We start from the raw sequence: 14,074 nt of genomic DNA on the forward strand, positions 1-14,074 counted from the left end.
TTCTTCCGCACCGAAATGAACGAGGCCTTGACCTCGAACCCAGACTTCGACGCCTGGGTCAAGAAGCGCACATCGGCCGGTCGCTGGGCCGACCCGCGCGAGCTCGCCGGGGCCGCCGTATTCCTGGCCTCGCCGGCCGCAGCCTTCGTGACCGGGCAGATCCTCTACGTCGACGGCGGCTTCACCGCGGCGATGTAGATTCATCGGCCGACGCGTCCCAGCCGCAGATCACTGTCCGCGCCGGGGCGCGCCGCCTAGCGCGACCAGGCAGGCTTGCGCTTGTCGATGAAGGCCTGCACGCCTTCGAGGGCGGCGTCTTCCATCATGTTGCAGGCCATGGTGCGGCCGGCGTCCGCGTACGCGCTCTCGAGGCCGAGCTCGAGCTGGCGATAGAAGAGCTGCTTGCCCATGGCGATGGCGACGCGCGGCTTGCCGCAGATGGCGGCCACGATCGACTCGACCTCGGCGTCGAGCGCTTCCGGTGCGACGACCCGGTTCACCAGGCCCTTGGTCCTGGCCTCGTCGGCCGAGATGAAGTCACCGGTGACGAGCATCTCGAAGGCGGCCTTGCGGCCGAGGTTGCGCGAGAGCGCGACGCTCGGCGTCGCGCAGAAGAGGCCCAGGTTGACGCCGCTCACCGCGAACCGTGCCGTGCTCGCGGCAACGGCGAGGTCGCAGCTGGCGACGAGCTGGCAGCCGGCGGCCGTCGCGATGCCCTGGACACGGGCGATCACCGGCACCGGCAGGCGCTGGATCGAGACCATCATCCGCGCACAGCGCGCAAACAGCTCCTCGTAGTAGGGCTGCGACGGCTCGGCGCGCATCTCCCTCAGGTCGTGACCGGCGCAGAACGCCTTGCCCGTGGCGCCGAGGACGACGACGCGCACCGACTCGTCGGCGGCTAGCGCATCGAAGTGACCCTGCAGCGCATCGAGCATGTCGCTGCCGAGGCAGTTGAACGCCGCCGGCCGATTGAGCGTCAGCGTGACCACGCCGCGCTCGTCGCAGGCGTGCAGGACCAGCGGCCCGTTGGCAGCAATCGGATTCGATTCACCCATGTGGGTCTCCCTGTGCATCGGCTTCGCTCGACCGCACCCGTTCGCGCAGCTGGAACTTCTGGATCTTGCCCGTCGAGGTCTTCGGAATGGGCTCGAAGCGGATCTCGCGCGGGACCTTGTAGCCGGCGAGCAGCCCGCGGCAATGGGCGACGAGATCGGCGGCGGCGACCGCCGACCCGGCCTTCAGCTCGACGAAGGCGACCGGCGTCTCGCCCCACTTCGGGTCGGGGCGGGCCACCACGGCGCAGGCGAGCACGTCGGCGTGGCGATACAGCGCGTCCTCGACCTCGAGCGAGCTGATGTTCTCGCCGCCGGAGATGATGACGTCCTTGCTTCGGTCCCGGATCTTGACGTAGCGGTCTGGCTCGAGGACGGCGAGGTCGCCGGTGTGGAACCAGCCGCCGGCGAACGCCTCGCGCGTCGCCTTCGCGTTCTTCAAATAGCCTCTCATGACGATGTTGCCGCGGATCATGATCTCGCCCATCGTCTTGCCGTCGGCGGGCACCTCGCGCATCGTCGCCGGGTCCATCACCGTCATGCCCTCCTCGAGCGGATAGCGCACGCCCTGCCGGCCGTTCAGCCGCGTCTGCTCGGACAGCGACTCGTTCGCCCAGGACGGCCGCTTCACCGTCACCGTCGCCGGGCCGTACACCTCGGTGAGCCCGTACACGTGCGTGATGTCGAAGCCGATGCGCGCCATGCCTTCGATCATCGAGGCCGGAGGCGCGGCGCCGGCCACCATCGCCCTCACCTTCTGCGTGATCCCTTCGCGCTGCCCGGCCGGCGCGGCGATCAGCAGGTTGTGGACGATGGGCGCGCCGCAGTAGTGGTCGACGCCCTCCTTTCGCATGGCGTCGAAGATCGCCGCCGGCTCGACCTTGCGCAGGCAGACGTGCGTGCCGCCCAGCATCGCCAGCGTCCACGGGAAGCACCACCCGTTGCAGTGGAACATCGGGAGCGTCCACAGGTAGCGCGGGAAGTTCGGCATGTTCCACGTCGCGGCATTGCAGACGGCGTTGAGGTAGGCGCCGCGGTGGTGCGTGACCACGCCCTTGGGATCGCCGGTGGTGCCGGAGGTGTACGACACGGCGATCGCGTCCCATTCGTCGCGCGGGCCCTCGAGCCGGGGCAGCGGCTCGTGGGCCGCCAGCAGCGCTTCGTACTCGTGCGTGCCGACGCGTTCGCCGGGACCGGCGTACTCGCTGTCGCAGACGTCGATCACGACCGGCGCGCGGCCGTGCTCGTCACGCAGGATGCGCAGGGCCCGGCCGATCGTGGGGGCGAGCTCGCGGTCGGTGACCAGCACGGCGCACTCGCAGTGGTTCATCTGCCAGGCGAGGAGCGCGGCGTCGAGCCGCGTGTTCAGGGTGTTGAGGACGGCGTTCAGCGCCGGCACTGCATAGTGCAGCTCGACCATCTCGGGCGTGTTGTGCAGCATCGCGCTGACCGTCGTGCCGCGGCCGACGCCCAAGGAACGCAGCGCCGCGGCGAGGCGCGCCGAGCGCTCACGCGTTTGCCGCCACGTGTGCCGCCGCGACCCGTGCACCACCGCCTCCAGGTCGGCGAAGACCTCGCCGCTCCGCTCGACGAAGCTCACCGGCGACAGGGCCACGAAGTTGGCCGCGTCGCGGCCGAGATCCTGTTCGTAGATGTTCATCGCGTGAGGGCCCCGTGCGCTCCGATGTTAGCGGCGCCACCGCCGTCGCGGAGCGTGACGAAGCGCGCCTCGAACTCGGCCCGCTCGGCCCAGACGAAGCGGACAGCGTCGATGAAGGCGAGGAGCAAAGGAACCATCAGCCAGAAGAAGAGCGCATGCAGAGCGCCACGGCGCTTGTTGCCGAGGTAGAACCAGTGTGCACCGAACCAGCCGAACACGAGCGCGAGGACCACCGCCAGCGCCCGCGAGCGGCGCCTCGCATCGTCGAGCCAGGGGATGCCGAGCCGCTGGAAGACGCGTCGCCACGCATAGCGCAGCGGCGGAGCGGACTGTCGCATCAGCGCAAAGAGAAAGACGTCGCCCCAGGCGATCGGCCACAGGCGCACGGGGGCAGCGTGCGCCGAGCCGTCGGGACCGAAGCAGACGAGCCCGCCGATGCGCCGGCGCGGGTCGCGGATCCAGAGGGTCTTCCAGCCGGGGCCGCGCGGTTGCGGCAGCGCGGCCTCGAACGTCGGCCCGAGAACCGGCGCGAGGCGAGCGACCAGCTCGGGCGCGACCGCAGCGCCGCCGAGGATGGCGAAGACGAGCCGCTGCCGCGGCAGGTGGGCAAGCGCCTGCTCGATCTCCCACAGCACGCCCGGCGACGCGCCGACCCGCACGACCACCAGCCGAGCCTTGGCCATCAAGGCCATCACACGGCCCTGCCACTGATCGTGGTCGACGTAGAGCCGGGCGGCGCCTAGCTGGGGCAGCGGCTCGCCCGGCTTGCCAATCGCGACCACCGGCCCGACCCGGCCGAGGACGTCGGCCATCTCCTGCTCCGGCGAAGGCGGCCGCAGTAGCTGCATGTACCGGCGCATCAGCGCCGAACCCGCATCGTCGACCTGGGTCTCGTCGTCGTCGCGGAAGGAGCGCAGGTAGAGCACGGGCGGGCGCGGGTCGAGTGCCATGGCCTCGTCGGCGCTCGGCGCGTCGTGCTGGCGGCTCCTGCGCCAGAGCCGCCACGACAGGAGGAACAAGGCCGAGCCGGCGATGGCTACGCCGAAGTCCCAGGCCTGGCCGATCTCGCTCTCGACGTTGAAGCTGCCTTCGAGGAGCCCGTAAAGGAGACCCGGAGCCATGACGTTGGCCAGCAGCAGCTGCAGGGCGATGGCGCGGCGCCGCGCCGGCTTGCGCAGCGACCCTGTGGAGCCACAGCCGGCCGCGAGCACGAGCAGACCGAGGGCCGCGACGTTGACCGCCACAAGGAGAGCGAGGGCGAAGGGGACGAGACGCTCCGCGGACAAGGGCCATTGCCCTGCCGCCCGCTCCGAGAGCATGCCGATCGCCAGGCCGGCCGCGGCGACGAGGGCCATCCCGAGCAGCTTCAGGCGCCGATCCTCTTTCGGGGGGGGCGGCCTGCGATCGGTCGGCGCTGCCATGGCCTCGCTCGCCCTACCCGGCGGCCAGCGCCTGGTCGATGTCCCACAGGATGTCGTCGACGTGCTCGAGTCCGACCGAGAGCCGGATCATGTCCGGCAGGACGCCCGCCGCGAGCTGCTGCGCCTCGTCGAGCTGCCGGTGCGTGGTCGAGGCCGGGTGGATGATCAGCGTGCGCGTGTCGCCGATGTTGGCGAGATGGCTCATCAGCCGCGCCGCCTCGATGAAGCGAACCCCCGCCGCCATGCCGGCGGCGGCTCCCGCCGCGCTCGCCTTGACCCCGAACGCGAGCAGCCCCGAAGCGCCGGCCACACCGCCGAAGCTGCGCATCTGCCGGACGACGAGGCCATGCTGCGGGTGCTCGGGCAGGCCGGGGTAGTTGACCCAGCTCACGCGCGGATCCGACTGCAGGAAGCGCGCGACGGCGAGCGCATTGCGGCAATGCCGTTCCATGCGTAGCGGCAGGGTCTCGACGCCCTGCAGGATCTGCCAGGCGCTCATCGGCGACAGCGCCGCGCCGTAGACGCGCAGCGTCTCCATCCGCGCCCGCATCGAGAAGGCGAAGTCGCCGAAGGTCTCGAAGAACCTTACCCCGTGGTAGCCGCGCGAAGGCTCCGTCATGCCCGGGAACTTGCCGTTGTCCCAGGGGAAGCGGCCGCTCTCGACCATCACGCCGCCGAGCGTCGTGCCGTGTCCGGCCAGGTACTTGGTGGCCGAGTGCACGACGATGTCGGCGCCGAAGCGGATCGGGTTGCACAGGAAAGGCGACGGCACTGTGTTGTCGATCACCAGTGGAATGCCGTGCGCGTGCGCGACCTCGGCGACGGCAGCGATGTCGAGGACGGCCAGGCTCGGGTTGCCGAGGCTTTCCGCGAAGACGGCGCGCGTCTCGGGCCGGATCGCCGCGGCGAAGGCCTCGGCCGAGGCGCCGTCGACGAAGGTGGTGCGGATGCCGAGCTTCTCAAGGTTGACGGCCAGCATGCTGACGCTGCCGCCGTACAGGGCGCCGGCGGCGACGACGTGGTCGCCCTGCTGCAGGAGGGTCAGCAGGGCGATGGCCTCGGCCGCCATGCCGCTCGCCGAGGCCAGCCCGGCCCGGCCGCCTTCGAGCGCGGCGACGCGCTCCTCGAGCGCGGCGACGGTCGGGTTCGAGAGACGCGAATAGACGTTGCCGAAGGTCTGCAGGTTGAAGAGGCACGCGGCATGGTCGGCGCTGTCGAACACGAAGCTGGTCGTCTGGTAGATCGGCAGCGCCCGCGCCCCGGTCGCGGCATCGGGGATCTGCCCGGCGTGGATGGCCAGCGTCTCGGGCTGGAACGTGCGGTCGGCCATCGTGGGAACGCGCCGCTCAGACGGGGCGCCGCGCCGAGACGATGCCGGTGTTGACGCCGGCCCAGTGCAGGCCGCCGAACAGGCGCGCGTGCTCGATCTTGACGCAGCGATCCATCACCACGTCGAGCCCGGCCGCGGCGGCGAGCGCCGCCGCCGCCTCGTTGCGGACGCCGATCTGCTGCCACAGGCAGCGTGCGCCGATGCCGACGGCCTGCTCGGCGATCGGCATGACGTCCTCGGTGCGGCGGAACACGTCGACGATGTCGACCGGGACGTCGATCGTGGCGAGGCTGGCGTGGCAGCGCTCGCCCAGGATCTCGGGGTAGCGCGGGTTCACCGGAATGACCCGGTAGCCGTGCGCCTGCATGTACCTGGCGGCGAAGAAGCTAGGCCGGTGCCACTCGGCCGAGAGGCCGACGACGGCGATCGTCCGCGCGGCGCGAAGGATGCGGCGAAGGGTGGCGATGTCGTCGGGCATTCGGCGGCCGCGAGCGGCGGCGCGCCGCGGCCGCCGACCTTACCCGAAACGCCCGGCGGCGGTCAAAGCGCCGGCGCGTGGTCCGCGGTCGGCTGCGGGGCGGTCGCGCCGGCCGCTTCGCCGCCCGGAGCGCCGGCCGCGGTCCACCACTCTGGATGGGCGCGACGCGCAGCCACGTCCGCGTGCAGCCGGCGGAGCGCCGGTGCGCTGGAGAGCAGATCCAGGCGGTCCTCGTTGCCCAACGCGGACGGCCCCTCGCGAAGGGCGAGTTCGACCCGCAGCGATTCGGCCACCGCCTTGGTGGCCGTTGCCGGCGGGCGCCGGGGCAGCGCGCCCAGCACGCGGTCGAGGACGCGCGCGTCGTTCACCGCGGTCAGGATCGTCGCGAGCGCTGCGGCAACACGTGCCGCCTCCTGCGCCGCGATCTCGAGGACCGGCGGCACCCGGTGTTCGTCGGGCGTAAGGAGCAGGTCCTTCTGCCGCAAGGCCCGGCCCAGCTCGCGACGGCTGCCCCAGACGGACAAGGGGGTCGCAGCCAGCAGGCCGAACAGGATCGGCGACAGCCACCACGGGAAGGCCGAACTCGACACGACGATGGCGCCGATCCACAGGAGGGCGAGGATGGTGTGCGCTCCGTGCCGGGCCCAGGCCTCGCTCCAGGAGGTGGCGCGGTCATCGCGCGGCGGCGACTTCCAGGCCAGGCGCCAGCCGGTCAGCGCGGCGAGGACGAACTGCGTGTGGAACACCATGCGCACCGGCGCCAGGAGCATGGAGTGCAGGAACTCGATGAAGGCGCTGAACAGGAGCCGGCGCACGCCGCCGAAGCGACCCGCCTCGCCGCGCATGACGATGGCGAGCAGCGACAGCGCCTTGGGCGCCAGGAGCAGCATCCCCGTGAGGCCGAACAGGGTCAGCATCAGCTTGAGGTTCGCGGCCGGCCAGATCGGGAACAGCTGGTAGGGTTCGATGAAGTACGCCGGGTCGACGCCGGTGTGCTGCGCGAAGAGCAGTGTCGACAGGATCAGGAAGCCCAGCCACAACGGCGAGGACAGGTAAGCCAGCACGCCGGTCAGGAAGGCCGTGCGGTGCACGGCATGCAGGCGCGGCTCGAACATCAGGCGCGAGTTCTGCAGGTTGCCATGGCACCAGCGGCGGTCGCGCTGCAGCTCGGCGACCAGGTTCGGTGGCACCTGCTCGTAGCTGCCCGGGATCTCGTCGGCGACCCAGACCTTCCAGCCGGCCCGGCGCATGAGCGCCGCCTCGACGAAGTCGTGCGACATGATCTCGCCGGACAGCGTGCCCTTGCCGGGCAGGGGCGCGAGGCCGCAATGGGCCACGAACGGCGCCATCCGGATGATGGCGTTGTGGCCCCAGTAATGCGACTCGCCCATTTGCCAGAAGCGCATGCCGGCGGTGAAGAGGGGGCCGTAGGCGTGGGCGCTGAACTGCTGCACGCGGGCATGGAAGGTCTCGTGGCCGACGGCCTTCGGCGCCGTCTGGATGATGCCGGCGTCCGGGTGCGCCTCCATGAGGCGGACCAGCGTCGTCAGGCACTCGCCGGTCATGATGCTGTCGGCATCGAGGACGATGAAATACCGGTACGCGCCGCCCCATCGGCGGCAGAAATCGGCCACGTTGCCCGTCTTGCGGCGCGTGCGCCGCTGCCGCCAGCGATAGTGCAGGCGCAGGGCGCTCGCATCGCCGTCCGGCCCCGCAGCGACGGCGACACGGCGTGCCAGGTCGGTGTAGGCCGCGTGCTCGGCGGCGCGGATGTCCGGGTCGCTGGTGTCGCTGAGGACGTAGACGTCGAAGTGGTGCGACTCGCCGGTGGCGACGAGCGAGTCGATGGTGGCGGCCAGGCCGCCGAAGACGGTGGGGACGTCCTCGTTGCAGATCGGCATCACGATCGCCGTCCGCGCCGCGGCATCGAGCGGACGCACCGGCTCGTCGGCCAGGCCCTGCATGAGCGGGCTCCTGCCCCGCCCGAAGACGATGACCCACGCGCCGAGCACGGCGGTCCAGAAACCGGCCGAGATCCAGGCGAAAAGGATCCCGAACAGGACCAGCAGGCCCTTCTCGGCCAGCGCCGCACCGCGTTCTGGCAGGACCTGGGCCATCGCCTGGGTGCCGACGTAGGCGCCGATCAGCACCAGCACCAGCAGCACCAGGCGACGCAGCACGAGCGGCCGACGGTCGCTTGCCCGGCGTGCCGGACGGCGCGGCTCGTGCCCGAGCAGGCGCCGCAGGGGCCGGCTGAAGGGCCGGCCTGCCCACGGCTCGGCGAGCATCGCCTGGCGCGCGAGCGGCGGATGCGCGACCGGCTCGGTCACGGCCGCTCCGGTTCGGCCGGAAGGATGTAGCTCCATGTCTCCGTCAGTGTCGATTGCTGCTGCTTGAGGTAGGCGCGTAGCTCCACCGGCCTGGCGGCGTCGGTTCGCTTGATGCGAACGGTCATTCGCCACATCCCGCTGACCGGGTTCTTGAACAGGTTGCGCTCGCGCACCTCGGCGTTGGCGTCGGCCCAGACCACCGCTTCGAGGCCCGCGCCCGGCGCCAGCGCGCGCAGCTGCGACCCGTCGAAATCGACCACGTAGTTGATGTCCCCGTCGGGCTTGCGGACGAACCCGCGCCCCCGCCTCGTCTGGACCACCCAGCCGAGCTTGGCAGGAGCCGTGCCCGCCAGCTGCCACCGCATCCGGTAGGCGAAATCGAGCGGCTTGCCGGGCACGGCCGCGGCTTGCGGAACCCAGTAGGCGACGATGTTGTCGTTGGTCTCGTCGGGCGTCGGGATCTGCACCAGCTCGACCCGCCCGGCGCCCCACTCACCCACGGGCTCGATCCAGGCGCTCGGCCGCCGCTCGTAGAGCGCCTCCGGATCCTCGTAGCTCGCCGCCGAGCGGTCGCGCTGCATGAGGCCGAAGCCGCGCGGGTTGTTCATCGAGAAGGAGGTGACCAGCAGGCGGCGCGGATTCACCAGCGGCCGCCACAGCCACTCGCCGTCGGCGGTCTGGACCGACAGGCCGTCCGAGTCGTGGACCTCGGGCCGGTAGTCGTCCCGCCCGGGCTGGTTCTCGCCGAAGGCGAACATGCTGGTCAGCGGCGCCAGGCCGAGCTTGGCGATGCTCTCGCGCACGTACACGCGGGCCGTGACCTGCATGACGTTCTCGGCCCCGGGCGTGACGACGAATCGGTAGGCCCCGGTGACGCGCGGTGAATCGAGCAGCGCATACAGCGTCAGCGAGGTCGCGTTCGGGCGCGGCTTGTCGAGCCAGAACTCGACGAAGCGCGGGAACTCCTCGCCCTGGGGCCCGGCGGTATCGACGGCCAGCCCCCGCGCGGAGAGGCCGTAGACCTGGTTCTTGCCCACGGCGCGAAAGTAGCTCGCCCCCTGGAAGACGAGGACCTCGTCCTTGTAACCCGGCCGGTTGACGGGGTAGTGGACGCGAAAGCCGTTGAACCCGAGACCCTGCAACTTCTGCGGGTCGATCTTGTTCCGGCCGTAGCCGAACTGCCCCGGATCGAAGGCCACCGTGCGCTCGCCGGAGGGCTCGACGACGTTGATGCGGACCGGGTCGGTGCCCGTTCTCCCCTGGTGGAAGAACATGACCTCGAACGGCAGCTTCTCGTCGCGCCAGAGGGCCTTCTCGGGCCGGAAGCGGATGTCTCGGTAGGCGTCGTAGTCGAGGTCGCGCAGCTCGGGCGGGAGCTTGGCGTTCGGCGCCTTGTACGCCTGTGCCGCCAGGGCCCGGGCCCGGTTGCCCACCTCGTCGAGGTCGATGGCAAGCGCCGCTGGCGCCAGGGCCATGAGCACCATTGCGGGGACGACCCGCCGCAAAGCAAGGAACGAGAACGCGCGCATGGGGGTGGAGGGCGTCGGAGCGACGCACTAAGCAAGAACCGGACTCCCGGGCGGCCACACTTGTCACCCGGGGCCGAAGGCCCGCTCCGGCACGCTGGGGGGAAGCCGGAATTCTGCCGGAAGCAACCGGCAGCTTCGCCCCTAGGGCTATGGGCTCCGGGCAGGGGCGACGCCGCCCGCCCGCTATCCGCCTCAGGCGTGCTTGCGATCGAAGAACTGCTCGTCCTCGGTCGAGCCCTTGAGAGCGCCCGTGGAGGCGTCCCGCTCGATGGTCGTCGTCACCGCGTCGAAGTAGCCGGTGCCGACCTCGCGCTGGTGCTTCACGGCGGTGAAGCCCTTGTCCGCCGCCGCGAACTCGGCTTCCTGGAGCTCGACGAAGGCGCTCATGCTGTTGCGCGCGTAGCCGTGAGCCAGGTGGAACATCGAGTAGTTCAGGCTGTGGAAGCCGGCCAGGGTGATGAACTGGAATTTGTAGCCCATGGCGCCCAGCTCGCGCTGGAACTTCGCGATCGTGGCGTCGTCGAGGTTCTTCTTCCAGTTGAAGCTGGGCGAGCAGTTGTACGCGAGCAGCTTGCCCGGGTACTTGCGGTGGATGGCCTCGGCGAAGGTCTTCGCGAACGCGAGATCCGGCTTGCCGGTCTCGCACCAGACCATGTCGGCGACATCGGAGTACGCCAGGCCGCGCGACACGGCCTGTTCGAGCCCCGGACGGGTGCGGTGGAAGCCCTCGATGGTGCGGTCCCCGGTGAGGAACGGCTTGTCGTTGTCGTCGACATCGCTCGTGACGAGGTCGGCGGCCTCGGCGTCAGTTCGGGCGATGACCAGGGTCGGAACGCCCATCACGTCGGCGGCGAGGCGCGCGGCGGTCAGCTTGGCCACCGCTTCACGGGTCGGCACGAGAACCTTGCCGCCCATGTGGCCGCACTTCTTCACCGAGGCGAGCTGGTCCTCGAAGTGGACACCGGCGGCGCCGGCCTCGATCATCGACTTCATCAGCTCGAAGGCGTTGAGGACGCCGCCGAAGCCGGCCTCGGCGTCGGCGACGATGGGCGCGAAGAAGTCGATGTCGTCCTTGCCCTCCGACCACTGGATCTGGTCGGCGCGCGTGAACGTGTTGTTGATCCGCTTGACGACCAGGGGCACCGAGTTGGCGGGGTACAGCGACTGGTCCGGGTACATCTCGCCGGCGATGTTGGCGTCGCCGGCGACCTGCCAGCCGGAGAGATAGATCGCTTTCAGTCCGGCCTTGACCTGCTGCAGCGCCTGGTTGCCCGTCAACGCGCCGAGCGTGTTGACGAAGGGCTCGGTGTTGACCAGGCTCCACAGCTTCTCGGCGCCGCGCCGCGCCAGCGTGTGCTCGACCGGCACCGATCCGCGCAACCGGACGACGTCGGCCGCCTCATAGCTGCGCGTGATTCCCTTCCAGCGCGGATTGGTGGTCCAGTCCTTGTTCAAGGCGGCGGCTTGTTCTTCGCGGTTCGTGGTCGGCATGGGAGCTCCTGCAGGGTTGAAACGACTGGATCCAGACTAACGTGTCGCCGCGCTACACGCGATGTGTGCGCCGGGCTTCGTGGGATGAAATAATGACGCCGTGACAACCACTTGCGACCACTTATCGCATGATGAATCAGGATCCTCCACGATGAGAAATTATGCGGCAGAGCAGCATTCATCTTTCTCGCAATACGGAATTTGCCTTTTCTGATGCGAAACTTCGTGAGACAGCCGACATCTTCTAGACTCGGCGGTCCGCTGGTCTCGCCGCCACGCTCACTAGGAGAAGACATGCACAAGGACCCGAACCCCGCCGCTGCTCCCGCGTCCGCCGCCCCGGTCGTTGCCGCGCCCGAGAAGCTCGACGCCTTCTGGATGCCGTTCACGGCGAGCCGCCAGTTCAAGAACGCGCCGCGCCTGCTGGCCAAGGCCAAGGACATGCACTACTGGACGCCGGAAGGGCGCCAGGTCCTCGACGCCGTGGCGGGACTGTGGTGCGTCAACGCCGGCCACTCGAGGCCGAAGATCGTGCGGGCCATCGCCGAGCAGGCGGCGGAGATGGATTTCGCGCCGCCCTTCAACATGGCGCATCCCAAGGCCTTCGAGCTTGCCGAAAAGCTCGTCGCGCTGACGCCGAAGGGACTCGACAAGGTCTTCTTCACCAACTCGGGCTCGGAGTCCGTCGACACCGCGCTGAAGATGGCGATCGCCTACCACCGCGCCCGCGGCGAAGGGCAGCGCACGCGCCTCATCGGCCGCGAGCGCGGCTACCACGGCGTGAACTTCGGCGGCATCTCGGTCGGCGGCATCGCCGGCAATCGCAAGACCTTCGGCGGCATGCTCGGCGGCGTCGATCACCTGCGCCACACCCACGACCTGGCCAGGAACGCGTTCACACGCGGCATTCCCGAGCATGGCGCGGAGCTCGCCGACGATCTCGAGCGCATCGTCACGCTGCACGACGCATCGACGATCGCGGCCGTCATCGTCGAGCCGGTGGCCGGATCGACGGGCGTCCTGATTCCGCCGAGGGGCTACCTCGAGCGCCTGCGCGCCATCTGCGACAAGCACGGCATCCTGCTGATCTTCGACGAGGTCATCACCGGCTTCGGCCGCCTCGGCTCGCCGTTCGCTGCCACGCACTTCAACGTCACGCCCGACCTGATGACGGTGGCCAAGGGCATCACCAACGGCTGCGTGCCGATGGGCGCGGTTTTCGCCAAGCGGGCGATCCACGACGTGTTCATGAACGGACCGGAGCACATGGTCGAGTTCCCGCACGGGTACACGTACTCGGCGCACCCGCTCGCGTGCGCCGCGTCGCTGGGCACGCTCGAGACCTATGCAGATGAGGATCTGCTGACGCGCGCTTCCCGGATGGCGCCGGCGTTCGAGCACGCGGTGCATTCGCTGCGCGAGTCGCCGCACGTCATCGACATCCGCAACATCGGCCTGGTCGGCGCGATCGAGATGGAAGGGATCCCGGGTGCTCCGGGCAAGCGTGCCTTCGAGATCTTCCGCGAGTGCTTCGAGCGCGGCGTCCTGATCCGCGTCACCGGCGAGATCATTGCCCTGTCGCCGCCGCTGATCGTCGAGGAGACGCACATCGACCAGGCGATCAGCACCATCGCCGACGTCCTGAAGAAGCAGGGCTGAGGCCGACCCGCAGCGCAGTCGCAGCGCCGCGCGCGCGAGGATGAAGAGCGGCCGCGAGCCGCCCCCGGCCATGCCCGACGCCTTCCTTCGGATCCGCAACCTGGTCAAGGACTTCGACGGCCACCGCGCCGTCGACGACGTCTCGATCGACATCGGGCAGGGCGAGGTCTTCGCCCTGCTCGGTTCCTCCGGCTGCGGCAAGACGACGCTGCTGCGGATGCTGGCCGGCTTCGAGACGCCGACCTCGGGCTCGATCTCGCTGGCCGGACGGGACCTCGCCGGGCTGGCGCCCTACGCGCGGCCGATGAACCTGATGTTCCAGAGCTACGCGCTCTTTCCGCACCTCAGCGTGTTCGACAACGTCGCTTTCGGGCTGCGCCGCGACGGCCTGCCGAGGGCGGAGATCGCCGCCCGCGTCGAGTCGATGCTGAAGCTGGTCCAGCTCGGCGCACTGGCCCGGCGCAAGCCGCACCAGCTCTCCGGCGGCCAGCAGCAGCGCGTCGCCCTGGCGCGCAGCCTGGCGAAGAAGCCGCAGCTGCTCCTCCTCGACGAACCGCTCGGTGCGCTCGATCGCAAGCTGCGCGAGGAAACGCAGATCGAGCTCGCCCACATCATCGAGGAGGTCGGGGTCACCTGCGTGATGGTCACGCACGACCAGGAAGAGGCGATGACGATGGCCTCGCGCATCGCCGTCATGGACGCGGGGCGCTTCCTGCAGGTCGGTCCGCCGGCCGAGATCTACGAGGCGCCGGCGAGCCGCTTCGTCGCCGACTTCATCGGCAACGTCAACCTGATGGACGGCACCGTGGCCGAGCACGCGGCGGGGCACGTCGTCGTCGACTGCGGCGACGTGCGGCACCGCGTGGTGCAGGCCGTCGAGGGCGGGATCGGCACGGCGGTGACGGTGGCGCTGCGGCCGGAGAAGATCCGGATCGCGGCCGACGCCGACCCGGTCGCCGGCGAGGGGCTGCCGATCGGGCCTAACATGGTCCGCGGCACGGTCAAGGACCTCGCCTACTTCGGCAGCTACACCGTCTACCACCTGCTGCTCGCCGGTGGCCGCACGCTGAAGATCAGCCAGAGCAACACCGAGCGGCAGGGCAGCGTCGCCCTGGCCTGCG

Annotated in this window: 11 protein-coding genes; 3 read left to right on the top strand and 8 right to left on the bottom strand. The window is 70.0% G+C overall.

Annotated features, from left to right (window positions below; all coding sequences use genetic code 11):
* Positions 1–198 (top strand): SDR family oxidoreductase (locus AC30N0_RS11490; protein WP_489518045.1); only part of this gene is annotated, 198 nt, incomplete at its 5' end.
* A 56-nt stretch (positions 199–254) separates the two neighbouring features.
* On the opposite strand, the gene AC30N0_RS11495 is transcribed toward AC30N0_RS11490, so the two are convergent.
* The 8 genes from AC30N0_RS11495 to aceA all read right to left on the bottom strand — a co-directional run bounded on the left by AC30N0_RS11495 (position 255) and on the right by aceA (position 11,294).
* A complete protein-coding gene (locus tag AC30N0_RS11495; protein WP_489518046.1) occupies positions 255–1,058 on the bottom strand; it encodes an enoyl-CoA hydratase in 804 nt (267 codons plus the stop codon).
* On the bottom strand, positions 1,051–2,715 hold the full coding sequence (locus AC30N0_RS11500) for an acyl-CoA synthetase (protein ID WP_489518047.1): 1,665 nt from the start codon (positions 2,713–2,715) through the stop codon (positions 1,051–1,053). The genes AC30N0_RS11495 and AC30N0_RS11500 overlap by 8 nt, the downstream gene beginning before the upstream one ends.
* Positions 2,712–4,070: a TM2 domain-containing protein gene (locus AC30N0_RS11505; protein ID WP_489518048.1), complete on the bottom strand. Its 1,359-nt coding sequence runs from the start codon at positions 4,068–4,070 to the stop codon at positions 2,712–2,714. Before AC30N0_RS11505 ends, AC30N0_RS11500 begins: the two co-directional genes overlap by 4 nt.
* Before the next feature lie 79 nt (positions 4,071–4,149).
* The gene (locus tag AC30N0_RS11510; protein WP_489518049.1) at positions 4,150–5,466 is read right to left on the bottom strand and encodes an O-acetylhomoserine aminocarboxypropyltransferase/cysteine synthase family protein; all 1,317 of its coding nucleotides are present in this window, start codon (positions 5,464–5,466) and stop codon (positions 4,150–4,152) included.
* A 16-nt stretch (positions 5,467–5,482) separates the two neighbouring features.
* Positions 5,483–5,944, bottom strand: coding sequence for a CoA-binding protein (locus tag AC30N0_RS11515; protein WP_489518050.1), 462 nt, complete (start codon positions 5,942–5,944; stop codon positions 5,483–5,485).
* Between the two features lie 62 nt (positions 5,945–6,006).
* Complete coding sequence (gene mdoH, locus AC30N0_RS11520) at positions 6,007–8,274, bottom strand: glucans biosynthesis glucosyltransferase MdoH (protein ID WP_489518051.1); 2,268 nt, start codon at positions 8,272–8,274, stop codon at positions 6,007–6,009.
* On the bottom strand, positions 8,271–9,803 hold the full coding sequence (locus tag AC30N0_RS11525; RefSeq protein WP_489518052.1) for a glucan biosynthesis protein G: 1,533 nt from the start codon (positions 9,801–9,803) through the stop codon (positions 8,271–8,273). Before AC30N0_RS11525 ends, mdoH begins: the two co-directional genes overlap by 4 nt.
* Before the next feature lie 192 nt (positions 9,804–9,995).
* Entirely contained in the window at positions 9,996–11,294 is a 1,299-nt protein-coding gene (gene aceA / locus AC30N0_RS11530; protein WP_489518053.1) for an isocitrate lyase, read from the bottom strand.
* Between the two features lie 294 nt (positions 11,295–11,588).
* On the opposite strand from aceA, the gene aptA reads away from it, so the two are divergent.
* Complete coding sequence (gene aptA / locus AC30N0_RS11535; protein WP_489518054.1) at positions 11,589–12,953, top strand: omega-aminotransferase AptA; 1,365 nt, start codon at positions 11,589–11,591, stop codon at positions 12,951–12,953.
* A 70-nt stretch (positions 12,954–13,023) separates the two neighbouring features.
* Positions 13,024–14,074: ABC transporter ATP-binding protein (locus AC30N0_RS11540; protein WP_489518055.1), on the top strand; the 1,051-nt coding region annotated here is incomplete at its 3' end.

It is taken from the genome of Rhizobacter sp. (assembly GCF_031412495.1).
Classification (GTDB): domain Bacteria; phylum Pseudomonadota; class Gammaproteobacteria; order Burkholderiales; family Burkholderiaceae_C; genus Schlegelella_A.